This is a genomic window from Streptomyces sp. UG1 (assembly GCF_049974585.1).
Classification (GTDB): domain Bacteria; phylum Actinomycetota; class Actinomycetes; order Streptomycetales; family Streptomycetaceae; genus Streptomyces.
The window spans coordinates 153,621-177,325 of record NZ_JBNGGG010000019.1 but is presented as its reverse complement, the minus strand read 5'-3'; the positions used below and the strand labels follow the sequence as shown (position 1 = coordinate 177,325).

Sequence of the window (23,705 nt, the reverse complement as noted above, 5' to 3'; positions counted from 1 at the left end):
GGCCGTTCGTCAGATCCCCACGTCCCACGGGACGTGATCATCAACGAACAAGATCCACTTTCGCAACAGGCCCTAGCGGAGAGCGACGACGCACTTCTCGACTCCTGGGACGTTTCGCACCCCGCTACCGCTGATGAGGACGAGGCCGGCCAAAGCTCTGGCAGGGAACAAGAGACCATGAGCGCATTCGAAACTATCGGGAAGATGCCCTACGACTTCTCCCCGGCCCGCCTGCACTGCATGGAACTGGCCGAAGAACTCGCCGCCCATGAGTCAGCCGCTTCCTGAAACACGGCTTAAGGGCTGTCCCGCAATCGGCCTTTGGCTTCGATCGACTGCAGGGCCGCGGGCTATCGGGCGCGCCTCAATCGCGAAGGTGGCGGTTCCAAGGAGATCCGGCACTGTGTGTGAGCGTCGAGCCGGGCTGTACCGGCGGTGTTTTCCGCTGCCAGGTAGCGGCGGACCGATTCGAAGTAGGGCATCTTGCCGAGCTTGGACTGGGTCTCGCCGAGCTCGGGGAAGCGCGGTACCTCGGCGATGACGATGCGGAAGAGGGCGGCCATGCCGGGCTGGGTGAGAAGGGCCACGTATCGGCGTCCGATGGTCTCAAGCCCTGCGCGGAGGTTTCCTGGCTCGGGGAGGGGCGCCTCCTCGTCGTCGACCTTCCAGTATTCGGTGACGACCGCCTCGCTACCGATTCTTCGGCAAGGACCTCCTTGGTCTTGAGACCGTGGCTTCCGTCACCGGGCGCACGCTGGCCGCCAACCGGGTTCGCCGGCGTGCGGCCGTGCCGCCGCCGGTCCGCGGGCACAGGGGGGCGCTGGAGGAGTTGGCGGAGGCGGTCGATGAGGTATTGCTCGGCCGTCGGTGACGGCGGCAGCCGGGTGCAGCGCAAGCAGTACCGCGTATCAGCGGCTGCGGAACTTCGCCTGCGTCTGCCCGCCGCAGAAGACGAAGCTCCTCGTCTACCTCAAGGCCGATCCTAGGGAGGTTGACCTCGTGCCCGGCTTCACCCAGGACGTGACGGGGCTCGGCCACCAGGGTACGGGCGACCTGGAGGTGCAGTTGCGGTCTGAGACGGACAGTCGCGGCTGTGGATGGTGTGGTGGCGGTGCCTTCCGACGTACGGGCACGTAGTGGCGGTGGACCATCAATGATGCGGAGGGTTGCCGGTTTGGCCAACCGGCGGTCCTCGGCTATGTAGCGCCCCCTTGGCCGCCGAGTTGTTGCCCGTACGTGAGCGCGAGTGCCCTGGCCAGTCTGGAACTGGATCGGACGGTCCCAGGAAGAGATCGTGCAGGCGCGTCAGGACTGGATGGAAGGCTCCCGGTTCAGGGAGGTGCTGACCTGCCGGGCGGCGTCTCCTGAGCTTCTCGCGGAGTGCGGAGTGCGGAGTGCGGAGTGAGGAGGGGGGATGGGGGGATCCCCCCTCCGGCCCCCGGCTACCGACCCGCGTTCGGCAGCACGGGATCGATCCGGAAGAGTTCGGTGCCGATCTGGCCGATGAGGCCGTGGTCGTGAACCATCAGCTCGGGCGCGATCCCTCCCTCCACCGGGCCCTGCGGCACCTGCACCTCGCCGCGCCAGCGCACCGCACCGCTGTCCAGGTCCAGGCCCACCAGATGCCCGGACGGATCGAGGTAGTACGCCACGCGGCTGTCGAGGTCCACCGCGGCGGAGGAGGACAGTTCCCGCATGGAAGGGTCGCGCGGGTCCTCGCGCAGGCGCAGCCCGAGGTCGCGCGACCACAGCCGCTCGCCGGTGTCGGCCGCGTACGCGACGGCGCTGCCGTCCCTGCCGAACGACAGCACGATGCCGTCCGCGACCACACCCATGGGCACGCCCTCGACGCGGTGCCGCGACACCTTGCCCGAGCCGAGGTCCACCCGAATCAGGGTGCTGGGCCCGGGGTCGCCGAGGTACTGCTGGTCGCCGGCCACCGCGCCCAGCAGCACGGCGTCGCCGTCCGTGCCGAGGTAGGTCGTCGGGCCGTCGACGGTCGCCACCGTGCGCGGCTCGCCGGTCTCCGGGTCCAGCCGGACGACGGTGCTGCGCTGCGGGGCCTTCTCGCTGTCCGGCGAGCACATCAGGTACGGGACGCCTTCGATCGCGTCCCGGTCGCAGTCGGCCTGCTTCCACGCGTGCGTCCACAGCGTGCGGCCCGTCCTGTCGTCCAGCGCGACCACGCTCTTGAAGGTGGGGGCGTTGGCGAGGATCCCGCCGTCGAACAGTACGGCGGAGGACCGGCCGCGGCTGTCGTCGGCCAGTTCGTGCTTCCACAGCACCCGCCGGCTCTCGGCGTCGAGCGCGACGAGATCGGTGCCGGCGTCGGACGCCCCCGGAGCGTGATCGGCGTACGTGTACAGCACGCCGTCGCGCACACCGGGCAGCGATCCCGCCGGAGTGCTGCCGCTGTCCGCGCCCTCGGCCTTCGCCTCCCACACGATCTTGCCGCTCCGGACGTCCACGCGGACGCCGTCGTACGCCTCCCCCCGGCAGTAGACGGCGTCGGGCCCGGTGGTGCAGGCGTCCCAGGACTTGCCGGGCAGCGTGGTCTGCCACAGCACCCTGCTCCCCGAGGCCGGCGGCTGGTCCCCGTTGCCGCCGCCCGCGCCGGTGGCGAGGAACGCGCCGAAGGCGATACCGGTGAGGCCGAGCGCCGCGCCGGTGGTGCGCAGAAGCAGACGCCGCCAGCGGCGGCGCAGGATGCGGTCGGCGATGCCCGTGGGAGCGGCGGAGTCGTCGGGCATCCAGCCGTGCAGGACGTCCCGGATCGTGCGGTCCAACTGGTCGGCGTTCATGAGTGGGCTCCCTTCGCCAGGTTGCTGCTCGGGGTGCCGGATGCGGCCCGGGGCGGGGCGCCCAGCTCCGGTGCGAGGCTGCGCAGCCGGGACAGCGACCGATGGGTGGTGCTGCGCACGGTGCCCACCGAGCAGCCCAGGGCGCTTGCCACCTCGGTCTCGGACATGTCCTCGAAGTAGCGCAGCACCAGCATCGTGCGCTGCCGCGGGGTCAGCCGGGCGAGCGCCTGGCCGACGGCGATCCGCAGATCGGCGGCGGACGTGCCGTCGGAGACTCCCGCGTCCTCCGGCGGCACGGCGAACGTCGCCTCGCGGTGCGGCCGACGCAGCCGCCAGCGGCTGATCTGATGCCGGTACATCACCTTGCGGACGTAACCCTCCGGGTCGTCGATGTGCCGCCAGCGGCCCAGCGCCTTCATCAGGGCGATCTGCACGAGGTCCTCGGCCTCGTGCCGGTCGCCGCCGGTGAGCAGGTTCGCCAGGCGCAGCAGGGCGCTCCACCGGGCGTCGACGAAGTCCCGGAATCTCTCGTGGTCCTGCGGGTCCATTGGCCCTCCCGTTTCCTAACGCTCACAAGGACGCGCGGGCCGTGGACGATCTATGCCTGCCATTGCCGGCTTTTTCGGTTCGGTTGCGATGGCGCTGTCCTATGTCCTACGTCCTATGTCCTGTGCGTGGCATGGAGGTTGAACCGAGTGGTGGCGCTCGCGGGTGCCTCTTGTGCGGCCCGCGTGTGGAAGAGCCTGCCCGGCCACCAGAACCAGCGGCCCAGGTCGAGCGCGAGGGCGGGGACGAGGATCGTGCGGACGAGGAAGGTGTCCAGGAGGACGCCGATGCCTACGAGTACGCCCATCTGGGCCATCGTCACCAGGGGCAGGCCCGCGAAGATCGCGAAGGTCGCGGCCAGGACGATTCCGGCCGAGGTGATGACGCCCCCGGTGCTGGTCAGCCCCTCCAGGACGCCGCGCTCGTGGCCCAGCCTCCCGGTCTCCTCCCGCACGCGGTGCATGAGGAAGATGTTGTAGTCGATGCCGAGGGCCACCAGGAAGACGAAGCCCATCAGCGGGATCGACCAGTCGACGCCCGCGAAGCCCAGGGCGTGCTCGAACAGCAGGTTCGACGCGCCGAGGGCCGCGAAGTACGACAGCACGACCGTGGCCAGGAGCAGGAGGGGGGCGATCAGAGCTCGGAGGAGGAGGACAAGGACGGCCAGGACGACGAGGAGCACGACCGGGACGACCGTCGTCAGATCGCGGTCGGCCGCCCGCTGGGTGTCGAGGGTCTCGGCGGTGGTGCCGCCGACGAGGGCGCCCATCGGGTGCACGGCCTCGCGGAGGTCGTCGATCGTGTCCTTGGCCGCCTGACTGTCGGGCGCGTCCTTCAACACCACGGTGAGGGCGGTGAGTCGGCTGTCCGGCGTACGGCCGCCGCCCTCCTCGACGCGGGCCACCCCGTCCACCGCCGCCGCGGCCGTCCTGACCTCGGCGGTCCGGTCGGTACGGGTGATGATGTCCGCCGGGTCGGAGGCCCCCGACGGGTAGTGCGCCGAGATCCTCTCCTGCGCCACGACCGACTCGGGCTTGTCCTGGAACATCTCCGCCTGAGTGAGGCCCATGTTGATGCCCGTCGCGCTGAGTGCGAGCACGCCGGTGACGGCGACGGACATCAGCCACGACCAGCGGGGGCGCTGGGCGACGGCCGCCCCGACGCGGGACCAGATCGTGCGCGGCTTGCGCGCGGGCGTGCCGTCGTGCGGGACGAACGGCCAGAACACCCAGCGGCCGGCGATGACCAGCAGCGCGGGAAGCACCGTGACCATCGCGAGGAAGCCGCAGACCACGCCCACCGCGCCCACCAGCCCCAGCGAGCGGGAGGAGTTGATGTCGGCGAACGCCAGGCAGGACAGGCCGACGGCGATGGTGGCCGCGGACGCCAGGATCGCCGGGCCGGAGCGGCGCAGCGCGATCCGCATCGCCTCGTGGCGGTCCTGGTGGCGGTGCAGTTCCTCGCGGTAGCGGGCGATGAGGAGCAGGGCGTAGTCGGTTCCGACGCCGAAGACGAGGACCATGAGGATGCCCGCGCTCTGCGGGTCGACCGGCAGTCCGGCGTGCTTCGCCAGCAGGTATGTGGTGACCTGGGTGAGGACGGCCGCGAAGCCCACCGAGAACAAGGGCAGCAGCCACAGGACCGGGCTGCGGTAGGTGAGCAGCAGCAATACGGCCACCACCAGACCGGTGGCCAGCAGCAGGGTCTCGTCGAGGCCGTCGAAGACCGCCACCGAGTCGGTGAGGGACCCGGCCGGGCCGCCGACCTCGACGGCCACGCCGGGCGGCGCGTTGGCGCCGGCCACGTCCCGCAGCTCGTCGACCTTGTCGGTGATGTCGTCCTCGCCGTCCAGCGGGACGATCGTCATCAGGGCCTTGCCGTCCTCGGACGGGATCGGCCCCGAGATCTCCTGACCGGCGGCTACGTACCGGGTGAGCGCGTCCCGGTCGGTCGCGGACGCCGCCTTCGCGCCATCGCCGGTGTAGACGACGACGGCCGGCATCACCGTGTCCGTACGGAACTTCTCCAGCTCCGTGTTGACCCGCGCGGACTCGGCGCCGCGCGGCAGGAAGGCGTTGGGGCCGGTTTCCTCGACGTCGCCGAGTTTGCCGGCCAGCGGGCCGAGGGCGACCGTCAGGATCAGCCAGGCGGCCAGGACCAGCCACTTGCCGCGGCGTCCGCCGGGCGCGCGGGCGACGCGCTGGAGCAGCGCACGCATGAGTAGTCTCCTTACATAGGGAGCGCGCCGCCGGTCCGTCTCGACGCCCGGCATCAGGGCGCACGGGGCCCGCACCACGGCGCTTGCAGGTGTGACGACCTGCCGTGATGTACGGGTGGGTGTGTCCGGGGTGTGTTCTTCCTCGGTACGGCCGGGAGTTGCCGCTCCCGGCCGTACGCACGCGTGCCGTCGGCCGCTATTCGATCTCGCGCATCATCTTCTCCATCGAGGACACCGACAGCCTGGTCTGCGTCAGCTCGTCCAGGGTCTGGCGCTGTTCGTCGGCCATCCGGCGCTGCAACTCCACGGTGTCCTCCAGGAGTTGGGCGTACTTCGCCGCGAGGTCCTGGTACTGCTGCTCGCGCGCGGCCAGCATCCGGGCCCGCCAGGTGGCGGCGACCTGCCAGACGATCACGATCAGCAGGGTGAAGAGCCCGGCCGCACCCACGGATCCGACCAGCGCGCCCACTGTGTCGGCGCTGTCGGCGAGCGTCACCTGTTCCGCATTCACTTCGCTTCCTCTTTCTCGGCCTGGGTTTTCACGGCCTCGGTGAGCGTCGCGGCCGCCCGGGCGATGACATCGGGTGTCAACTCGTAGAAGAACGGCGTGACATCGAAGTACTTCATCGCCTTGCCGTCCTCCGCGAGTTCGAGCGTGCCGACGACCAGTCCCGCCGCCTCCAGCCGCTGGAGATGCATGTGCAGCAGCGGGCGGCTCATGCCGATCTCACGCGCCAGCGCGCTGACGTAGTTCCGGCGCTCCAGCAGCGCGCCGACGATCCGCATGCGGTGCGGGTTGCCGAGTGCGGAGAGCACTTTCAGCAACTCGTCGCCCGTCGGTGCCGGAGGCGGGACCTCGGGCATCGCGGCCCCTTTCCGTCGTACCTGTCAGAAAAGGCTGACAGTGCCTGCGAGCACCTGTCAAAGATTCCTGACATATATCGGGGGTGGAGTGGGGGACGGATGGGGGAGGCATGGGGGATGTCTCAGGGTTGGCTCAGGGTCGGCTCGGGGGGCGGAGGCGTGCTCCCTCCGGGCCCCGCACACTCGCCGCAGCAAACAAGCCATTCGCCTGGCGAGTTAACCCGGTGTTTCGGCGGTGGTGGTCGATCGCCGTCGGCGAGCCGCTAGGATCACGGCATGGTTACGGCTCGGTCGCCCCGGCGTATGGACCGGACCCGCTCCGACGCGGGTCCGCTACTGCGCATGCTGACCTTCGCCGTGCTCCTGTTCGGCGTCCTGGTGACGCATGGCGTGCACGTGGAGAGCGTGCAGGGGCATCTCTCCACCAGTGCGGTGGCTTCCGCCGCTCCAGCCGCTCCTGCCGCCGCGTCGGCCGAGGTCGCTCGTCATGGAGTCGTCGAGTCCGTGCCGCAGTTCGCCGCGGAAGGCGACGGTCACCATGGCGGTGGCCATGTGCCGACGCAACCCGGCGAGCACTGTGCGTCCGGGCAGCCCCAGCAGGGTTCCGGCGCGGCACTGCCCTGCTTTGCAGCGTCGGTTCGCGAATCGGCCCGTGCCGATGACGCCTCGATCATGCGCATGTCCGGTGCCGACCGGTCGGCCGACGGGGCGTCACCAGTGGCTCTGAGAGCGGCTTCCGTGGTGCAGCAGGTCTAGGAGGGCGGCCTCCGCCAACCGGCCGACGGTTGTCACCGCTTCGGCCGACATCGCGCGACGAGCGTCGTATCCCGTGCCCATGATGGGCCGTCACGTTCGTCGATGCTGTCCTGCCCCCCCACCTGTCCGCGCCTCGCTCCGGTCCTGCCGGAGACGGGGCAGCAGCGCGGAGGACCTGTGCCGACCCACCCCCGTATGCCCGCGCCCGCCCCGTGGGCCCCATGCCACTCATCCCGGTGGCGCCGATTCGTCTCGGCGATCCGCGCCGCGCTCGTGATGGTGTTCGTGCTGTGTGCCGTCATGCACGGTGTCGCCGAGGAGACGCACGCCTCGGTGGCCGCGCCCGCGGCCTCGTCCGCGCTGAACGCGGGTGGCGAGCCGCATGGGCCGCACGGCCCTCACGGCCCCCACGAGACCGAAGGCTGTGTGGCGGACGCGTTCGTCCGTAGCGCGGCCCAGTCGACGGAGGAGCTTTCCCTCGGCCTGATGGCCGTGGCCCTGGCCGAGGCAGAGGCCGTGGCCGTGGCCGTGCTCGTCGCCCTGTCCGTGGGGCTGGGCGGCCCCCTCCTGCGGCATGGATTGCGCAGACGTCGCAGCGCGCGCTCCGGCCGTGTGGCGCTCGTTCGCACATCGCGCTGGCGGATCTAGACGACTCGCTCGCAGCCGACCGACCCCAACGGCTGCCGCGCACCCATGCCATGAACGCGGACCCCTGGTCCGCGCCCGTCGCCATGGGACGCGAGATGAACCGGCACCCCGCATCCATCGAGCGAGAGTGAAGACAACAGACATGCAGTCATTGACCAAGGCCGCGGTCAACCCGGGCCAGGCCGCCCTGTCCGGCCTGGTGGGCAACACCCCGTTGCTCCGGGTGTCGGAGCCGCTGACCCCGGCCGAGCGAGGCTTCTGGGCCAAGCTCGAAGGGTTCAACCCCGGCGGCATCAAGGACCGTCCGGGCCTGCACATGGTGGAGCGGGCCCGGGCCCGCGGCGACCTGCGCCCCGGCGGCCGGATCATCGAGTCCACCAGCGGGACCCTGGGCCTGGGGCTGGCCCTGGCCGGGATGGTGTACGGCCACCCGGTCACCCTGGTCACCGATCCGGGACTGGAGCTGTCCATGACCCGGCTGCTGACCGCGTACGGCGCCCAGGTCAACGTCGTCTCCGAGCCGCACCCCACGGGCGGCTGGCAGCAGGCCCGCCGCGAACGCGTGCAGCGGCTGCTGGAGCAGCACCCGGACTCCTGGTGCCCGGACCAGTACAGCAACCCCGACAACGTCGCCGCCTACACCCCGCTGGCCCTCGAACTCGCCTCCGAGATGGGCCACATCGACGTCCTGGTGTGCAGCGTGGGCACCGGCGGTCACTCCGCGGGCGTCTCGCGGGTGCTGCGCCAGCTCTACCCGGAGCTGACCGTCGTCGGCGTGGACACCACCGGTTCGACGATCTTCGGCCAGCCCGCCCGGCCCCGCCTGATGCGCGGACTCGGCTCCAGCATCCATCCCCGCAACGTCGCCTACGAGAACTTCTCCGAGGTGCACTGGGTCGCCCCGCACGAGGCGGTGTGGACCTGCCGCCAACTCGCCGCGTCCCACTACGCCACCGGCGGCTGGAGCGTCGGCGCGGTCGCGCTGGTGGCCGGCTGGCTGGCCCGGACCATGCCGGCCGACGCACGGATCGTCGCCGTCTTCCCCGACGGCCCGCAGCGCTACCTGGGGACGGTCTACGACGACGACTACTGCGCCGCCCACGGCCTGCTGGACTCCCCGCCGGCACCCGAACCGGAGTTGATCGGCAGCCCGGACGAGAAGGAGGTCACCCGCTGGAGCAGGTGCACCACCGTGGTCGACCCCCTCAGCGCGGAGGAGGGCCGATGAAGGGGCTGCTCCCGCAGGTGCGGTCGTACGAACGCAGCGTCCAGTTGTTGATGGTGAACCAGTTCACCATCAACCTCGGCTTCTACATGCTGATGCCCTATCTGGCCGCGCATCTGTCCGGAACCCTCGGGCTGGCCGGCTGGATCGTCGGACTCGTCCTCGGCGTACGCAACTTCAGCCAGCAGGGCATGTTCCTGGTCGGCGGCACCCTCGCCGACCGGCTCGGCTACAAGCCTCTGATCATCGCCGGCTGTGTGCTGCGCACGCTCGGCTTCGCCACGCTCGGGCTGGTGGACTCGCTGCCCGCGCTGCTGGCCGCGTCCGCCGCCACCGGACTGGCCGGCGCGCTGTTCAACCCGGCCGTCCGGGCTTACCTCGCGGCCGACGCGGGGGAGCGCAGGGTCGAGGCGTTCGCCCTGTTCAACGTGTTCTACCAGGCCGGCATCCTGCTGGGCCCGCTGGTGGGCATGGTGCTGACCGGGGTGGACTTCCGGGGCACCTGCCTGGTGGCGGCCGGGATCTTCGCGCTGCTGAGCGTCGTACAGATCCGGGCCCTGCCCGCCCGGCGCGCCGAGGACACCGGGGGGCGGAAGAGCGACGGCGGTCAGGGTGTGCTCGCTCAATGGCGGGGCGTCCTCGCCAACCGGCCCTTCCTGCTGTTCTCCGTCGCCATGATCGGCTCGTACGTCCTGTCCTTCCAGGTCTATCTGGCGCTGCCGCTGGAGGTGCGCCGGCTCGGTGGCGACGGGGAGTTCGGCACGGCGGCGGTGGCGGTGCTCTTCGCGGTGTCCGGGCTGAGCACGATCCTGGGCCAGACGCGGGTGACGGCGTGGTGCAAGGCGCGATACGAGCCGGGGGAGGCGCTCGTGCGGGGGCTGGCGGCGATGGGGCTGGCCTTCGTCCCCCTGCTGGCGGCCACCGCCGTGCCCGTACCGGAGTCCGGGGTCGGGCTGTGGCTGCTCGCGGCGGTGCCGCCGACGCTCGCGGCGCTGCTGCTGGCCGTCGGCACGATGATCGCCTACCCGTTCGAGATGGACACCATCGTCCGCCTCTCCGGTGACCGGCTCGTCGCCACCCACTACGGGCTGTACAACACGATCTGCGGTATCGGCATCACCGTCGGAAACCTGGGCACGGGCGCCGCGCTCGACGCCGCACGCGCGGCCGGGATGCCCGCGCTGCCGTGGATCGCGCTCTGCGCGCTGGGCCTGGCCTGCGCGGCCGCCCTGTACGGCCTGCACCGCACCGGCCGACTGGCGGCACCGCCCGCCCCCGAGCCGCTGCCGACGGCCGTCTGACCCACCGGCCGGCCGATCCAGGGGGCGGGGCATCACACCGTGCTCCGCCCCTTCACTAAGGTCCTGGGTGAACCTGCGCTCCGACCGTTGGTCGTGTCTGCGCGACCTGGATCGACCGGCGGCGCACGATAGCGGATCAAAGGGACGGAGGACCTGGCCGAATGGATGCGTGGCAGCCGCTGTTGGTGCTCCTAGGTGTGGTTGTCGCAGGCCTGGCCGCGCTCTACGGGCTGGGGTTGTGGCTGGCCGCCGACCGGACTCCGCTCGACAGCGGTCCGTTCTCGGGCGGTCTGGCGCCGAGCGAGCACGCGGTCTCGCGCTTCCATGTGCGCTGGTACGCGGTCACCATGATCTTTCTGGCGTTCGACATGGAGATGCTCTTCATGTACCCCTGGGTGAAGGTCGTGTCGGAGGTCGGGACCCCGGCGGTGGTCGAGATGTTCCTCTTCCTCGGCATCCTGTTCGCGGGCGTTGCGTACGCGTGGCGTGAGGGGGCGCTCCGATGGACCTGAGAAGTCTCCTGCGCAGCCGAGTCGCCCGTCGTCCGAGGGTGTTCCAGGTGGCGGTGCCGGGCGGCACCGAGCCGCGTCTCGGCGTCGAAGCCGAACTGCGGCGGCGGGGCTGGCCGGTGTCGAGCACACCGGCCGACGCCGATCTCCTGATCGTCTGCGGCACGCCACGCCCGCACGACGCCGAGTGGCTCGACCGACTCGAGGCCGGGATGCCGCAGCCCGCCGCGCGCGTCGTCGTACAGGAACCCGCAGAGGTTGCGCAGGCCCTCGACACGGGGGCGGCGCTCTTGACCCGAGCCCCGCAGGCGCACAACCACAACCACCGCAGGATCCGCGACGCTGGCCATGCCGACCATATGGGCCACGACATGCACGACATGCACGCCATGGGCGAGGTGGCCGGGTTGCCGATGGCGGAGCGGGCCGATGACCGGGACGAGCTGCGGCTGGACCGGTTGCACGTACCGCTGGGGCCGGGGTTGGCCGACTGGCCCGCCGGGCTGGTCCTCCACCTCGCGCTGCAAGGTGACGTCGTACAGAACGCCGAGGTCGGGCAACTGCCGGTGCCGGGTGCGGGGTTGCCGTACTGGAGTGAGCCTTGGCTGCGGGCCGCTCAGGGCGAGGAGATCGGCCGGGGCGCTGCCGCACGGCGGCGCTGCGTCGCGCATCTGGACAGCACGGGCCGTTTCCTCGCCGTCGTCGGCTGGGAGGATGCGGCGGCGCGGTGTCAGCGGCTGCGGGACGAGGTACTGTCGGGCGCTTCACGCGAGTCCGTCGGCGGGCGGCTGCGCGCCACGGTGCGCAGGGTGCAGCGGTCGCGGACGCTGCGTTGGGGGACCGCGGGACTGGGCATGCTGTCGGCGGAGCGGGCGCGTGCGGCCGGGGTGACGGGGCCGGCGGCGGAGGCAGGCGGGGACGCTTACGACCGGCTGCGGGTCTGGCTGCGGGAGATCGAGCGCGGCCTCGACGAACTCGACGATGCGGAGCTGTTGGGCGCGGGCCACGTTCTCGTGGGCCCCCGTGGGCGGTTGGATGGGGCGCGGCCGCCGTCCCGGGCCCTGCTCGACGTCCTCCCGGAGTTGCTGGCGGGCGCCGAGTTCGCCGGTGCGCGGATGATCCTGGCGAGCCTGGACCCCGACCTGGACGAGTTGGCGCTCGTGCCGACGGCAGGAGCGGCGCATGGCTGACGCGGCGCCCCTGTGGGCCACGGTCGTCCTGCCGGTGGCACTGATCCTGGCCGCCGTGTGCGCGGCGGGCCTCGACGCCGTGCTGTCGGCGGCGGCCGAGCGCGGCCGGGCGGGGACGGTCCGCGAGCTCGGCGTCCGAGCGGCGGCTCCGCTGCGCGAGGGCCTGCGGCTGCTGGCCCAGCAGCGCCGGCGTACGACCGCCGCCGACACCCTCCTCATGCGGCTCGGCGTGGCGCTGGTCCCGTTGGCCGCGGTGCTCGCCGGGGCGGTGCTGCCGTGGGGTTTCGAGTCCGTGAGCGATCCGTCCGTCGGCGTCGTGTGGTTCAACGCGATGGAGGCCCTGGCCTGGGCCGCGGTGTGGCTGGCCGGGTGGGGGCCGAACTCGGTGCTCTCACTGATCGGCGGATACCGGTTCCTCGCACAGGGCCTGGCGTACGAGCTGCCGCACATGTTCGCGATCACCACCGCCGCCCTGGGCGCCGAGTCGCTCCGGGTGGGGGACGTGGTCGCGGCGCAGGACGGGCTGTGGTTCGCGGTGTGGATGCCCGCCGCGTTCGTCGTCTATCTGCTGAGCGCGCTCGCGATGGCCTTCTGGGGGCCGTTGGGGCATCCGCTCTCCCCGGACGCGGCAGGCGGTGCGGCCGTGGAGCTGACCGGCGTGGACCGGCTGGTGCTGCTGGGCGGGCGGTGGCTGCTGCTCGTGGTGACCGCCGGTTTCAGCGTGCCGCTGTTCCTCGGCGGCGGACACGGCCCGCTGCTGCCGGGCTGGGCGTGGACGCTGCTCAAGACCGCGGCCGTACTGGCGCTGCTGGTGGTGGGGCGCCGGCTGCTGCCCGTGCTGCGGATGGAGCGGTACATGGAGCTGGCGTGGCTGGTGCTGGTGCCGTTGACGCTGCTTCAGGCGCTGTTCGTCGCCGTCGTAGTCCTCAACCGATAGGCGAGAGGCCATGCTTGATGACGTGCTCTTCTGGACGCTGGCCCTTCTCGCGGTGGCAGCCGGCGTCATGGTCTTCCGGTTCGACTCCATGGCCCGGGCGACGTACGCACTGCTGACCTCGCTGCTGTGCGTCGGTGGCGAGGTGCTGCTGCTCGGCCTCGACTACCTCGGGGTCGTGATCGTGCTGATGATGACCATCGAGATGGCCATCATGGCCGTATTCATGGTGATGTACATGATGAACCCGGCCGGGCTCATGCCGATGACCATGATCCACAACAAGAAGGGCGCGGCCGTGATCTGTGCGGCGGTCTTCGCCGTACTCGCCGCCGGAATCCTGCTCGCCCCGTGGCCCTCCCGGCGCGGCAAGGCGACGGCCGATCCGACCATGGACCTGGGCATGTCGCTGATGGGCCCGCAGATGCTCACCATGATGACCTTGGGACTGGCCCTGTTCGCCACGATCGTCGTGACCGTCGTCCTGGCCACGCGGCGCGGCCGCTACGACCGGTTCGGCGACGACCTGAAGGCACGCACCGCCGACGATCCGGTACGGGGAGGGATGGGCCGATGAGCCTGGAACTGTTCCTGCTGCTCGCCGCCGCCCTGTTCAGTATCGGCCTGTTCGGCGCGCTCACCCAGCAGTCGATCGTGATGCTGATGATGGGCCTGGAACTGATGCTGGGCGGCATCATCGTCGGCGCGGCGGCCGTCTGGCACTACATCGCTCCGGCGGCCGCCGACGGGCAGGTCCTGGTGGTCCTCGCGATCACGGTGATGGCGGTGGAGATGGCCGTCGGGTTCGCCGTGGTGACGGCGCTGTTCCGGGCCCGTGAGGTCGACATGACCGACATGGCCGCGGAGTTGAAGGAGTGAGCGCGCTGCTGTGGGCGCTCATCGCGCTGCCGCTCACGGTGGGGACGCTGCTGGCGGTCGCCGGCCGCCGGGTGGACCGGTACGCCCCAACGGCCGCGGTCGGCACGGCCGTCGCCGCGCTCGGCCTCGCCGTCGCGGTGGCGTTCGAGCACCCGCGGGTCGAGGCGCCGCTGCTCGAAGGGCTCCCCGCCGGACTCGCGGTCGACGGCCTGTCAGGCCTCATGGTCGTGACCGTCACGGCGGTCACCGCGGCCGTCCTGCTGTTCAGCGTCGCCGACATGGGACCGGGCGAGGCGCGCGCCCGCTTCTTCGGGCTGATGCTGCTCTTCAGCGGGGCGATGCTGACGACGGTCACCGCGACCACGCTGCCGGTCCTGCTGATGGCGTGGGAGGTGATGGGTGCCACCTCCTGGGCGCTGATCGGCTACGGGTGGCGCGACCCCGAGCGCGGCGACGCCGCCAACACCGCCTTCCTCACCACCCGCGCCGCCGACCTCGGCCTCTACCTCGCCGCCGGGGCGGCGCTGGCCGGCGGGCAGGCCGAATCCCTCGCCGATCTCCCGCACACGGCCGACCCGTGGCAGACGCTCATCACCGCCGGCGTCATCGCGGCCGCCCTCGGCAAGTCGGCCCAACTGCCCTTCAGCTTCTGGCTGTCCAGGGCCATGCAGGGCCCGAGCCCGGTCTCCGCCCTGCTGCACTCGGCCACCATGGTCGTGGCCGGGGCGTATCTGCTGCTGCGGCTGGAGCCGCTGCTCGCGCGCTCCGGTTGGGGCGGGCCCGTGGTGGCGTGGACCGGCGCGGTGACGGCGGTGGTGCTCGGCCTGGTCGCCGTGGCGCAGACCGACCTCAAACAACTGCTCGCCGCCTCGACCTGCGCCCAGATCGGCTTCATGGTGCTCGCCGCGGGCGTGGGCGCGGTCACCGGCGGAACCCTGCAACTCATCGCCCACGCCGCCGCGAAGAGCCTGGCCTTCCTCGTCGCGGGCGCCTGGCTGACGGCCCTCGGCACCAAGGCACTGCCCGCCCTGCGCGGTGCGGCCCGGCGACACCGTACGGCCGGGATCACCTTCAGCGTCGCCGCCCTGGCGCTGGCCGGCGTCCCGCCCCTGGCCCTGTGGGCCGCAAAGGACGTACTCCTCGCCGGCGCCCTCGAGGACGACGCGGCGCTCTACGTCGTCGGGCTGGCCGGTGCGGTGATCTCCGCGGTCTACAGCGCCAAGGCCCTGTGGTTCGTCTGGCAGCCCGCACCGGGCGACCGTGAGGAACCGCTGCCGTTCGCGGCCAGGCTGCCGTTCATGGCCCTGGCCGTCGCCTGCGTCGGCCTGACCGTCACGTCCTTCCCGCCCGTGCGAGACGCCGTGGGGCGGGTGCTGGGCGGCGGGAGGCAACCTGGCCCGCACGTCTGGGAGTTCGCCGTATCCGGCGCGCTCGCGGTCGCCGTCTCGGCCGTGGTGTGGATCCGCGGTCCACAACTGCGGGCGCTGCCCGTGGCGTTGGAGTGGCTGCGCCTGGAGACCGCCGCGCAGGCGATCCTCGTACGTCCCCTCCTGCGCCTCGCCGACGCGCTCGCCGCCTTCGACGACCGGGTGCTGGACCGCGCCGTGGAGGGCACCGCCCGGGGCTCGGTCCGGCTGGCGCGGTGGACCAACGCTCAGGCGGAGCGTCTCGTCGACGGCGCCGTGGAAGGTGTCGCGGGCGGCGCCCGTGCGCTCGGCCGGTGGGCGCGCCGGCCGCAGACCGGGCAACTGCACCAGTACCTCGCTCAGGCGGTCGTCGCCTTCACCGTCCTCGCCGTCCTCCTCGTCCTCGTGAGGTGACCGCCGTGCTCACGGCCATCGTCCTGCTCCCGACCGCCATGGCGGCCCTCCTGCTGTGCGTGCCGCGCGCCGCACCGCGCCCGCTGTTCCTGACGGCGTGGGCGACGACCACCGCCGCCGAACTGGTCCTGACGGTGATCGTCTGGGCGGGCTACCGGACCGACGGCGGCATGCAGTACGAGACGCGGGCCCGCTGGATCCCCAGCGCCGGCATCAGCTACCACGTCGGCGTCGACGGCCTGTCCCTGCCGCTGCTGGCCGTCACCTGCGTGCTGTTCCTGGCCTGTGCGCTGTACGCGTGGCGCCAGACCCGGCGGCCCAGGGAGTTCGCCGCCCTGTTCCTCTTCCTCCAGACCACCTGCCTCGGCCTGTTCGTCGCCCTCGACCTGATCCTGTTCTTCCTCTTCTTCGACCTGTCCATCGTCGCGATGTACTTCATCATCGCCGGATGGGGACACAAGGACGCGGCCCGCTCCGCCCTGAAGTTCTTCCTCTACACCTTCATCGGCTCCCTCGCCCTGCTGCTCGGCTTCATCGGCCTCTATCTGGCCGCCGACCCGCACACCTTCGACATCGTCGAGCTGACCGACGCCAACCCCCTGGCCGGACGCGGGACGTACGGCGCCCTCGTCCTCCTAGCCGTCGCCGTCGGGCTGGCGGTGAAGACGCCGACCGTGCCCTTCCACACCTGGCTGCCGCCGGCCCACACCGACGCCCCCGCCGCCGGGTCGGCGATCCTCGCCGGCGTGCTGCTGAAGATGGGCACGTACGGTTTCCTGCGCATCGCCATGCCCGTCCTGCCCGACGCCTGGCGCGACCACGCCCTCGTCTTCGTCGTCATCGGAGTGGTCTCCGTGCTGTACGGCGCGCTGGTCGCGCTCGCGCAGACCGACTTCAAGCGGTTGGTCGCGTACACATCGGTCAACCACATGGGCTACATCATCCTGGCGATCGGCGCGGCAGGGGCCGTCGGCGGCGGCCAGGAGGAGGCCCGGCGCCTCGCGGTGACGGGGTCCGTCTTCCAGATGGTCAGCCACGGACTGCTGACCGGCGCGCTGTTCCTGCTCTGCGGTGTGCTGTACGAGCGGGGGCGCACGTACGAGATGTCCGCGTACTCGGGCGTCGCCGAGCGGGCGCCCGTCTTCGCCGCGCTGACCGGCGTCGCCGCCTTCGCCTCACTCGGGCTGCCGGGATTCTCCGGCTTCATCGCCGAGTTCCAGATCCTCACGGGCAGCCTGGGCCCGCAGCCGGTCGCCACCGGCCTGGCCGTGCTGGGGATCCTCATCACGGCCGGGCTGTTCCTGCGCGCCCTGCAACAGATCTTCCTCGGCCCTCTGCGGCTGCCCGCCGCCGCGCCGGGTGCCGACCGGCCGTTCCCCGACATCCGGCGCCACGAGAGCCTGGCGATCGTGCCGCTGCTGGCGCTCGGGGTCGTCCTCGGTCTCGCACCCCGCTTCGTCCTCGACGTCATCGAACCGGCCTCCCGCACCGTGCTGGAGCTGCTGGCGCGATGACCGGGATGAACGAGAACCCCCTCGACCTGCTGCCCGAGGTGCTGCTCGCCGCCTCGGCCGTGCTCGGGCTGCTGCTCGGGGCCTGGCTGCCGCGCCGCCGTCAGTGGCTGATCGGCGCGCTGGCGATGGGCGCGTGCGGCGCGGGCATCGTGGCCGCCGCGGTGGCCGCGACGCAGCCGGTCACCACCGCGTTCGGCGAGTCCTACGCCGTCGACCCGGTCACCGCGACCGCCCGCATCGTCGTCCTCGGCTCCACACTCGTCGTGCTCGCCCTCAGCGTCGGCCCGCTGCGGGCCGACCCGCGCGAGACGGAGTTCTACGTCCTGCTCCAACTCGCCTCCGCGGGCGCGCTGATGCTGGCCGGAGCCCAGGACCTGCTGCTGCTCGCCGCCGCGTATCTGCTGGCGAGCGTGCCCGCCTACGCGCTCGCCGGGTTCCGCAAGGACGGCCCCGGCACCGAGGCGGCGCTGAAGTTCTACGTCGTCGGCGCGTTCCTCGGCGTGGTGATGCTCACCGGCGCCACCGTCCTGCTCGCCGCCGGGCGGACCACGTCGTACCCCGCGCTGCGCACCGAACTCGCCGAGGCCCCGGGCGGACTGGTCGCGGTCGGCACGCTCGCCCTGCTCGCCGGCATTCTGTTCAAGGCCGGAGGCGTGCCCGGCCACTTCTGGGTGCCGGACGCCGTCCAGGGCAGTTCGGCACCCGTGGCCGCCTTCCTCACGACCGTCCCCAAGGTCGGTGCCCTCGCCGCGTTCTACCGGCTCGCAGCCGTCCCGCTCGTGGACGCGGACCTGCCGTGGGCCGACCTGGTGGCGGTGCTCTCGGTCGCCTCGATGACGTTGGGCAACCTGGCCGCCTTCTTCCAGCAGGACGTGAAACGGCTGCTCGCGTACTCCACCATCAGCCAGGTCGGCTATCTCCTGCTCCCGGTCGCCGTGGCCGGGCGCTCCGACCTCGCCCAGGAGGCGCTGCTGTACTACCTGGCCGGGTACGCGCTGACCAACCTCGGCGCCTTCGCCGTCGTCTGCGCACTCCCCGGAGCCGACGTCATCGACGACTACCGGGGCCTGGCACGCACCCACCCAGCCCTGCTGGCCTCGCTGGTCGTCTGCCTGCTGGGCCTGGTGGGCACGCCCCCGACCGCCGTCTTCCTCGGCAAGCTGGAAGTCTTCAGCGCCGCCGTCGACGGCGGCTACGCATGGCTGGTGGTCGTCGCGGCCGTCAACACGGTGGCCTCCCTCTTCTACTACCTGCGCTGGATCGCCCCGGCGTTCCTGGCACGCGGGCCCACCGGTGACTCCCGTGCGACGGCAAGGACCGCCGCGGCGGTCGCCTACGGAGCGGCCACCGCTTCCGTCGTACTCGGGCTGCTCGGCGGCACCGTCCTGGACGTGCTGGGCGGTCCTCTCGCGCCCTGACCGCCCATGCCCGCCACCGTCCGGTTGGCCGGCTCGGCCACGTGGTTCATCGGCCAGAGCTGACCGCCGTGGATGTGTCCCGACGGTTGCAGGCCCACCCCGTGCCGCACGGCCCCGTCCACGAACGCCGGCTGGTGCGCCAGCAGCGTCAGCCCCAGTTCCCGCACGCGTACCGTGACGCCCGTATCGACATCCTGGTCCTCAATGCGGGCATGCAGACCGGCCATGCCGACGGGCGCAGCGCGGACGGCTACGAGCTGATGTTCGCGGTCGACCATCTCGCCGCAGACGCTGGCGCATCCGGGCAAGGGCGGCTTGGGGTCGGGTGTGCGGGCCTACTCGGCGTCCAAGCTGTGCAACATGCTGACCGCGCAGTCCTTCGCCGCACTGGACGAGGTCGAGGCCCGCCGGATCAGCGTGATCGCCTTGAGCCCCGGTCTCACCGGCGGTACCTCGCTGGGCCGTGACAGCTCGCGTGCCAGGCGGGTGTGCGTCACGGTCCTGATGCGCACCGTCTTCCGCCTGGTCGGTCTCTTCCGCCCAAATACGTCATGGGCACACCCGAGCGCTCGGGCGAAGCGCTGGCCGAGGTCTCCCTCGGTGCCGTCGTCCCACCGCCAGGCCGGATCTACATCTCCCTGGTCAAGGGACAACCGACAACCGACCTACCCCGACCCCTCGGAACCGGCGCGAAGCCGGGACGCCCAGGACCGGTTGTGGCGCGAGAGCGCAGCCATGGTCGGCATCGACCAGCAGACCACGACCGCGACGGGAAGGCGGCCCAGGGGCACTCCGCTCGTGTCGTGCTCTTCGCGCTCGTGATCGCGATGATGCGCGGCGGTCGAGTCCCGCGGGACCCCTCCCGAGCAGCCCTCGTAGCGTGAGCGTGACGCGTCGGCTACTGAGGGAGGTGTCCAAGAGGCGTGAGGGACATAGTGGTGGGGATCCTCTTCGGACTGGTCCTGGTGGTGGCCTTCTTCGCGGTTCTCTGGGTGTTGGGGCGCAGCAGCGAGATCAATCGGCAGCAGTGCGAGTCGCAGGCCGACGAGTACAAGGGGCGGGCGACCTGCATCGTCGTGGTCAAGTGAGCGGGCGGCCCCGGTGCGCGGGCCGTCGAGGATGAAGGCGACGCCTCTGCGCCAGGCGCCGGTGGCGTGCCCGCAGAGGGCCATCAGGCGTTCGGCGCTCAGGTAGCGCCCGGCGAGCACGTCGGCGAAGTCCACGGCGCGGCCGACACGCGCCATCCGGTGCAGGGCGTCGTCGCGCCCCTGGACCCCGGTTCCTTCTACGAACTCCAAGTTTCCGCGGAACACCGCCTGTTCGCCCATGTCATGGATGGACGGGCGCCTGCTGGTCGGCGAGCGGAACCGCGCGCGGGGCAGTCCGGCCGGCCCGACCGCACCGTCCCGGAGGACGGCGTCACCGCATGGCCCGCCCCGCCTGCGACCGCTGACCGCGGCCACGGTCCCGCCCGGCGTGACACGCGCCGACCAGCTCCCCAGGACCGACGCACCGCGCCGTGGCACAGTGGCCGTATGTGCGGCCGCTACGCCTCCACCCGCAGCCCCGAGGACCTCGCCCAGTTGTTCCAGGTCGCCGAGTGGCATCCGGAGGAAACCCTCGCGCCGAGCTGGAACGTGGCCCCGACCGACGAGGTCTGGGCGGTCCTGGAGCGCCCGCCGCGCGGCGCCGGCGAGGACGCCCCGGCCCGGCGCAAGCTGCGGCCGCTGCGGTGGGGGCTGGTGCCCTCCTGGGCGAAGGACGTGAAGATCGGCGCGCGGCTGATCAACGCGCGCGTGGAGACCGTGCACGAGAAGCCCGCCTTCCGCCGCGCGTTCGTCAAACGCCGCTGTCTGCTGCCGGCCGACGGCTTCTACGAGTGGGACGAGGTCAAGGACCGCAGGTCGGGCAAGGTCCGCAAGCAGCCGTACTTCATCCACCCCGAGGACGGGCAGGTCCTGGCCCTCGCCGGGCTGTACGAGTTCTGGCGCGATCCGGCGGTCAAGGACGGCGACGACCCCGCCGCCTGGCTGCTGACCTGCACCATCATCACCACGGAGGCCACCGACGCCGCGGGCCGCATCCACCCCCGCATGCCGCTCGCCCTCGCCCCCGACCACTACGACGCCTGGCTCGACCCCCACCATCAGTCGACCGACGACCTGCGCGCCCTGCTCGTCCAGCCGGCCGACGGCCACCTCGGGGCCCGCCCCGTCTCACCGGCGGTCAACAGCGTCCGCAACAACGGTCCCCAGCTCCTGGACGAGGTCCCCGCCCCGTGACCGCGGCGAAGGTGAGTTCTCGGTAAGGGTTGCCCAGGGGAACGGCTGCGGAGCCGTTTTGACATCCGTTTTCACCTACCGTGGGGCCGATGCCGGGACGAAACGCGCTCGGCGGACCGTTCGCCCTGCCCGGAGGTATCCATGCCCGCGTCCTCGTCCCGGCTGCTCGCACCGCTGATCACCGGCACCTGCCTGGTTCTCCTCGCCGGCTGCGGCGGCTCGTCGGAGTCCGGCGACGGCGACGCCGCGAACCGCCCCGCCGCGGCCTCCGCCATCGCGGTCGTGGCCTCGACGAACGTCTACGGCGACCTGGCCCGGCGAATAGGCGGCGGCAAGGTCGACGTCACCTCGATCATCAGCGACCCCGACCAGGACCCGCACTCCTACGAGGCCAACACCCGGAACCAGCTCGCCCTGTCCAAGGCCAAGGTCGTCATCGAGAACGGCGGCGGCTACGACGACTTCATCGACCGCATGCTCAAGAGCGCGGCTCGAGCCCCGACGTGATCAACGCCGTCAAGGTCTCCGGGAAGACCGCACCTGCGGGCGGGGAACTCAACGAGCACGTCTGGTACGACTTCCCGACCGTCGCCAGGCTCGCCGACCGCATCGCCGCCTCCCTCGGCAAGGCCGACCCGGACGACACCGCCACCTTCACCAGGAACGCGAAGGACTTCGAGCGGCAGTTGAAGCCGCTCGAGCAGGAGGAGTCCCGGATCAGGTCCGAGCACGGCGGTGCGGCGGTGGCCATCACCGAGCCCGTGCCGCTGTACATGATCGAGGCCAGCGGGCTGAAGAACGCGACACCCGAGAAGTTCAGCGAGGCCGTCGAGGAAGGCGACGACGTCTCCCCGAGGACCCTCCAGGACACGCTGGCCCTGTTCACGGGCAAGAAGGTCAAGGCACTCGTCTACAACGAGCAGACCTCCGGACCGCAGACCGAGAAGGTGAAGCAGGCGGCCAAGTCCGCCGGCATTCCCGTGGTCCCCGTGACCGAGACCCTTCCCAAGGGCGAGGACTACCTCGGCTGGATGACCGCCAACGTCGACGCGCTCGCGAGCGCGCTCGCCAAGTGAGGCCGTCCGCCGAGGCCGTGATCAGCCTGCGCGCAGCGGCGCTTGCCTACGGCGAGCGCATGCTGTGGCAGGGCCTCGATCTCGATGTGCACGCGGGCGAGTTCGTCGCCGTGCTCGGCCCCAACGGCTCCGGGAAGACCAGCTTCGTACGCGCCCTGCTGGGCCAGCGCCCCCTGGCCGCCGGCACCCTCGCGGTCCTGGGCCGCCCGGCCCGGGGCGGCGGCGGGCACATCGGCTACGTCCCCCAGCAGGCGACGCTGTCCGCGCAGGCGCTGCTGCGCGCCCGCGACCTGGTCCGCTTCGGTATCGACGGGCACCGCTTCGGACCCCGGCCGGGCACCGGCGCCGTACGCCGTCGCGTGGACGAGATCCTGGCCTCGGTCGGGGCCACCGCCTACGCGGACGTGCCCGTCGGGCTGCTCTCCGGCGGCGAACGCCAACGCGTGCGCATCGGGCAGGCGCTGGCGGCCGATCCGCGGATCCTGCTGTGCGACGAGCCCCTGCTCTCCCTCGACCTGCACCACCAGCGGGCCGTCACGGAACTCGTCGACGCCCGCCGCCGCTCCCACGGCACGGCGGTGGTCTTCGTGACCCATGAGATCAACCCCGTGCTGGGCATGGTGGACCGCGTGCTGTACCTCGCCCGCGGCGGCCACCGCGTCGGCACGCCCGACGAGGTGCTCACCTCCGAGGCGCTGTCGCGGCTCTACGGCACCCAGGTCGACGTCGTCCGCGTCCGCGACCGCGTGGTGGTCGTGGGCGCACCCGACGAGGTGGCGCAGCCGTCGAACCATCCCGAACCGTCGCACGGAGTACGGCCATGACCATCGCCGAGGGGATCTGGCAGCAGATCTTCACCTTCGACCACTACGGCGAACTGCTCGCCCTGGTCCGCAACTCGCTCATCGCCGGGGCCGCGCTCGGCCTGGTCGGCGGGCTGGTGGGGGTGTTCGTGATCATGCGGGACCTGCCGTTCGCGGTGCACGGGATCAGCGAGCTGTCGTTCGCGGGGCCTCGGCCGCGCTGCTGCTGGGCGCGAACATCGTGGCCGGCTCGATCGTGGGCTCGCTGATCGCGGCCGGGACGATCGGGGTGCTCGGTTCGCGGGCCCGCGACCGCAACTCGGTGATCGGCGTCATCATGCCGTTCGGACTCGGGCTCGGCGTATTGTTCCTCGCGCTCTACAAGGGCCGGGCGGCCAACAAGTTCGGCCTGCTCACCGGGCAGATCGTCGCCGTCGACTCCCCGCAGACGTCCTGGCTGCTCGGCACCTCGGCCGTGGTGCTGGTCGCGCTCGCGGTCCTGTGGCGGCCGCTCGCCTTCGCCAGTGCCGACCCGGAGGTGGCCGAGGCGCGCGGGGTGCCGGTGCGGGGGCTGTCGTTCGCCTTCATGATCGTGCTGGGCCTCGCGGTCGCGCTGTCCGTCCAGATCGTCGGCGCGCTGCTCGTCCTCACCCTCGTCGTCACACCCGCGGCGGCCGCGGCCCGCGTCACGGCGTCGCCGGTGCTGCTGCCCGTCCTGAGCGTGGTGTTCGCGGTGGCCTCCATCGAGGGCGGCATCCTGCTGGCCCTGGGCAGCAGCATTCCCATCAGCCCGTACGTCACGACCATCTCCTTCGGGATCTACCTCGTGTGCAGACGGGTGGGCGGCCATCGGGCGCGGCGGTGGGGAGCGGCACGCGCGACCTCCTGACATGGACTCCGCCTGAAGACATGAACGAGTCT

General features: G+C 71.6%; 21 protein-coding genes and 6 pseudogenes. 21 read left to right on the top strand and 6 right to left on the bottom strand.

All coding sequences use genetic code 11. From position 1 onward, the window contains the following. Positions 1–288: pseudogene (locus tag ACP4J3_RS22480) on the top strand (hypothetical protein); the annotation flags it as partial. A 125-nt stretch (positions 289–413) separates the two neighbouring features. Here ACP4J3_RS22480 and ACP4J3_RS22475 read toward each other — a convergent pair. Continuing rightward, positions 414–689, bottom strand: a pseudogene (locus ACP4J3_RS22475) (TetR/AcrR family transcriptional regulator C-terminal domain-containing protein); the annotation flags it as partial. On the opposite strand from ACP4J3_RS22475, the pseudogene ACP4J3_RS22470 reads away from it, so the two are divergent. Together ACP4J3_RS22470 and ACP4J3_RS22465 are read left to right on the top strand one after the other, a co-directional pair. Then, positions 689–1,137: pseudogene (locus ACP4J3_RS22470) on the top strand (DUF5655 domain-containing protein); the annotation flags it as partial. The pseudogenes ACP4J3_RS22475 and ACP4J3_RS22470 sit on opposite strands and share 1 nt — an antisense overlap. A 124-nt stretch (positions 1,138–1,261) precedes the next feature. Beyond that, positions 1,262–1,342, top strand: a pseudogene (locus ACP4J3_RS22465) (pirin); the annotation flags it as partial. A 100-nt stretch (positions 1,343–1,442) separates the two neighbouring features. Here the strand turns inward: ACP4J3_RS22465 and ACP4J3_RS22460 are convergent. From ACP4J3_RS22460 to ACP4J3_RS22440, 5 genes are all read right to left on the bottom strand, one after another. Next, entirely contained in the window at positions 1,443–2,801 is a 1,359-nt protein-coding gene (locus ACP4J3_RS22460) for a PQQ-binding-like beta-propeller repeat protein (RefSeq protein WP_426537142.1), read from the bottom strand. Next, on the bottom strand, positions 2,798–3,349 hold the full coding sequence (locus ACP4J3_RS22455) for a SigE family RNA polymerase sigma factor (RefSeq protein WP_426537140.1): 552 nt from the start codon (positions 3,347–3,349) through the stop codon (positions 2,798–2,800). The genes ACP4J3_RS22460 and ACP4J3_RS22455 overlap by 4 nt, the downstream gene beginning before the upstream one ends. Before the next feature lie 113 nt (positions 3,350–3,462). Next, positions 3,463–5,565: an MMPL family transporter gene (locus tag ACP4J3_RS22450; protein ID WP_426537138.1), complete on the bottom strand. Its 2,103-nt coding sequence runs from the start codon at positions 5,563–5,565 to the stop codon at positions 3,463–3,465. A 196-nt stretch (positions 5,566–5,761) separates the two neighbouring features. Continuing rightward, positions 5,762–6,076 carry a hypothetical protein gene (locus tag ACP4J3_RS22445; RefSeq protein ID WP_426537136.1) on the bottom strand — a complete coding sequence of 105 codons (315 nt, stop codon included), beginning with the start codon at positions 6,074–6,076 and terminating at the stop codon, positions 5,762–5,764. After that, the gene (locus ACP4J3_RS22440; RefSeq protein ID WP_426537134.1) at positions 6,073–6,429 is read right to left on the bottom strand and encodes an ArsR/SmtB family transcription factor; all 357 of its coding nucleotides are present in this window, start codon (positions 6,427–6,429) and stop codon (positions 6,073–6,075) included. Before ACP4J3_RS22440 ends, ACP4J3_RS22445 begins: the two co-directional genes overlap by 4 nt. A 342-nt stretch (positions 6,430–6,771) precedes the next feature. On the opposite strand from ACP4J3_RS22440, the gene ACP4J3_RS22435 reads away from it, so the two are divergent. The 18 genes and pseudogenes from ACP4J3_RS22435 to ACP4J3_RS22350 all read left to right on the top strand — a co-directional run bounded on the left by ACP4J3_RS22435 (position 6,772) and on the right by ACP4J3_RS22350 (position 23,673). Next, positions 6,772–7,185, top strand: a complete 414-nt coding sequence (locus tag ACP4J3_RS22435; protein ID WP_426537132.1) for a hypothetical protein — start codon at positions 6,772–6,774, stop codon at positions 7,183–7,185. A gap of 195 nt (positions 7,186–7,380) precedes the next feature. Beyond that, a complete protein-coding gene (locus tag ACP4J3_RS22430) occupies positions 7,381–7,833 on the top strand; it encodes a hypothetical protein (RefSeq protein WP_426537130.1) in 453 nt (150 codons plus the stop codon). A 142-nt stretch (positions 7,834–7,975) separates the two neighbouring features. Further along, positions 7,976–9,061 carry a PLP-dependent cysteine synthase family protein gene (locus ACP4J3_RS22425; RefSeq protein ID WP_426537128.1) on the top strand — a complete coding sequence of 362 codons (1,086 nt, stop codon included), beginning with the start codon at positions 7,976–7,978 and terminating at the stop codon, positions 9,059–9,061. Beyond that, the gene (locus ACP4J3_RS22420) at positions 9,058–10,359 is read left to right on the top strand and encodes an MFS transporter (RefSeq protein WP_426537126.1); all 1,302 of its coding nucleotides are present in this window, start codon (positions 9,058–9,060) and stop codon (positions 10,357–10,359) included. Before ACP4J3_RS22425 ends, ACP4J3_RS22420 begins: the two co-directional genes overlap by 4 nt. Before the next feature lie 161 nt (positions 10,360–10,520). Further along, positions 10,521–10,871: an NADH-quinone oxidoreductase subunit A gene (locus ACP4J3_RS22415; RefSeq protein WP_426537124.1), complete on the top strand. Its 351-nt coding sequence runs from the start codon at positions 10,521–10,523 to the stop codon at positions 10,869–10,871. Continuing rightward, a complete protein-coding gene (locus tag ACP4J3_RS22410) occupies positions 10,862–12,058 on the top strand; it encodes a hypothetical protein (protein WP_426537122.1) in 1,197 nt (398 codons plus the stop codon). The genes ACP4J3_RS22415 and ACP4J3_RS22410 overlap by 10 nt, the downstream gene beginning before the upstream one ends. Further along, positions 12,051–12,995: an NADH-quinone oxidoreductase subunit H gene (locus ACP4J3_RS22405; RefSeq protein ID WP_426537120.1), complete on the top strand. Its 945-nt coding sequence runs from the start codon at positions 12,051–12,053 to the stop codon at positions 12,993–12,995. Before ACP4J3_RS22410 ends, ACP4J3_RS22405 begins: the two co-directional genes overlap by 8 nt. A gap of 10 nt (positions 12,996–13,005) precedes the next feature. After that, positions 13,006–13,569: an NADH-quinone oxidoreductase subunit J gene (locus ACP4J3_RS22400; protein WP_426537118.1), complete on the top strand. Its 564-nt coding sequence runs from the start codon at positions 13,006–13,008 to the stop codon at positions 13,567–13,569. Continuing rightward, positions 13,566–13,871 carry an NADH-quinone oxidoreductase subunit NuoK gene (gene nuoK / locus ACP4J3_RS22395; protein WP_426537116.1) on the top strand — a complete coding sequence of 102 codons (306 nt, stop codon included), beginning with the start codon at positions 13,566–13,568 and terminating at the stop codon, positions 13,869–13,871. Before ACP4J3_RS22400 ends, nuoK begins: the two co-directional genes overlap by 4 nt. Further along, positions 13,868–15,691, top strand: coding sequence for an NADH-quinone oxidoreductase subunit L (locus ACP4J3_RS22390; RefSeq protein ID WP_426537114.1), 1,824 nt, complete (start codon positions 13,868–13,870; stop codon positions 15,689–15,691). The genes nuoK and ACP4J3_RS22390 overlap by 4 nt, the downstream gene beginning before the upstream one ends. A 5-nt stretch (positions 15,692–15,696) precedes the next feature. Next, the gene (locus ACP4J3_RS22385; protein WP_426537112.1) at positions 15,697–17,205 is read left to right on the top strand and encodes a complex I subunit 4 family protein; all 1,509 of its coding nucleotides are present in this window, start codon (positions 15,697–15,699) and stop codon (positions 17,203–17,205) included. Next, a complete protein-coding gene (locus ACP4J3_RS22380) occupies positions 17,202–18,623 on the top strand; it encodes an NADH-quinone oxidoreductase subunit N (protein WP_426537110.1) in 1,422 nt (473 codons plus the stop codon). The genes ACP4J3_RS22385 and ACP4J3_RS22380 overlap by 4 nt, the downstream gene beginning before the upstream one ends. A gap of 360 nt (positions 18,624–18,983) precedes the next feature. Beyond that, positions 18,984–19,445 carry a hypothetical protein gene (locus ACP4J3_RS22375; RefSeq protein WP_426537108.1) on the top strand — a complete coding sequence of 154 codons (462 nt, stop codon included), beginning with the start codon at positions 18,984–18,986 and terminating at the stop codon, positions 19,443–19,445. 101 nt (positions 19,446–19,546) lie between these two features. Continuing rightward, positions 19,547–19,711 carry a hypothetical protein gene (locus ACP4J3_RS22370; RefSeq protein WP_426537106.1) on the top strand — a complete coding sequence of 55 codons (165 nt, stop codon included), beginning with the start codon at positions 19,547–19,549 and terminating at the stop codon, positions 19,709–19,711. 447 nt (positions 19,712–20,158) lie between these two features. Continuing rightward, a complete protein-coding gene (locus ACP4J3_RS22365; RefSeq protein WP_426537104.1) occupies positions 20,159–20,905 on the top strand; it encodes an SOS response-associated peptidase in 747 nt (248 codons plus the stop codon). A gap of 141 nt (positions 20,906–21,046) precedes the next feature. Continuing rightward, positions 21,047–21,981 (top strand): annotated as a pseudogene (locus ACP4J3_RS22360) (metal ABC transporter solute-binding protein, Zn/Mn family). A gap of 59 nt (positions 21,982–22,040) precedes the next feature. After that, complete coding sequence (locus ACP4J3_RS22355; RefSeq protein WP_426537152.1) at positions 22,041–22,805, top strand: metal ABC transporter ATP-binding protein; 765 nt, start codon at positions 22,041–22,043, stop codon at positions 22,803–22,805. Continuing rightward, positions 22,802–23,673: pseudogene (locus ACP4J3_RS22350) on the top strand (metal ABC transporter permease). The gene ACP4J3_RS22355 and the pseudogene ACP4J3_RS22350 overlap by 4 nt, the downstream one beginning before the upstream one ends. Positions 23,674–23,705 lie beyond the last annotated feature (32 nt).

Excerpts from the sequence above, each read along its gene's own strand:
- ACP4J3_RS22405 (WP_426537120.1), top strand. The coding sequence starts at position 12,051 with ATGGCTGACGCGGCGCCCCTGTGGGCCACGGTCGTCCTGCCGGTGGCA.
- ACP4J3_RS22430 (WP_426537130.1), top strand. The coding sequence starts at position 7,381 with ATGCCCGCGCCCGCCCCGTGGGCCCCATGCCACTCATCCCGGTGGCGC.
- ACP4J3_RS22450 (WP_426537138.1), bottom strand. The coding sequence starts at position 5,565 with ATGCGTGCGCTGCTCCAGCGCGTCGCCCGCGCGCCCGGCGGACGCCGC.
- nuoK (WP_426537116.1), top strand. The coding sequence starts at position 13,566 with ATGAGCCTGGAACTGTTCCTGCTGCTCGCCGCCGCCCTGTTCAGTATC.
- ACP4J3_RS22355 (WP_426537152.1), top strand. The coding sequence starts at position 22,041 with ATGCTGTGGCAGGGCCTCGATCTCGATGTGCACGCGGGCGAGTTCGTC.
- ACP4J3_RS22420 (WP_426537126.1), top strand. The coding sequence starts at position 9,058 with ATGAAGGGGCTGCTCCCGCAGGTGCGGTCGTACGAACGCAGCGTCCAG.
- ACP4J3_RS22380 (WP_426537110.1), top strand. The coding sequence starts at position 17,202 with ATGACCGGGATGAACGAGAACCCCCTCGACCTGCTGCCCGAGGTGCTG.
- ACP4J3_RS22410 (WP_426537122.1), top strand. The coding sequence starts at position 10,862 with ATGGACCTGAGAAGTCTCCTGCGCAGCCGAGTCGCCCGTCGTCCGAGG.
- ACP4J3_RS22375 (WP_426537108.1), top strand. The coding sequence starts at position 18,984 with ATGCTGACCGCGCAGTCCTTCGCCGCACTGGACGAGGTCGAGGCCCGC.
- ACP4J3_RS22460 (WP_426537142.1), bottom strand. The coding sequence starts at position 2,801 with ATGAACGCCGACCAGTTGGACCGCACGATCCGGGACGTCCTGCACGGC.
- ACP4J3_RS22415 (WP_426537124.1), top strand. The coding sequence starts at position 10,521 with ATGGATGCGTGGCAGCCGCTGTTGGTGCTCCTAGGTGTGGTTGTCGCA.
- ACP4J3_RS22365 (WP_426537104.1), top strand. The coding sequence starts at position 20,159 with ATGTGCGGCCGCTACGCCTCCACCCGCAGCCCCGAGGACCTCGCCCAG.
- ACP4J3_RS22440 (WP_426537134.1), bottom strand. The coding sequence starts at position 6,429 with ATGCCCGAGGTCCCGCCTCCGGCACCGACGGGCGACGAGTTGCTGAAA.
- ACP4J3_RS22400 (WP_426537118.1), top strand. The coding sequence starts at position 13,006 with ATGCTTGATGACGTGCTCTTCTGGACGCTGGCCCTTCTCGCGGTGGCA.
- ACP4J3_RS22435 (WP_426537132.1), top strand. The coding sequence starts at position 6,772 with ATGCTGACCTTCGCCGTGCTCCTGTTCGGCGTCCTGGTGACGCATGGC.
- ACP4J3_RS22455 (WP_426537140.1), bottom strand. The coding sequence starts at position 3,349 with ATGGACCCGCAGGACCACGAGAGATTCCGGGACTTCGTCGACGCCCGG.
- ACP4J3_RS22425 (WP_426537128.1), top strand. The coding sequence starts at position 7,976 with ATGCAGTCATTGACCAAGGCCGCGGTCAACCCGGGCCAGGCCGCCCTG.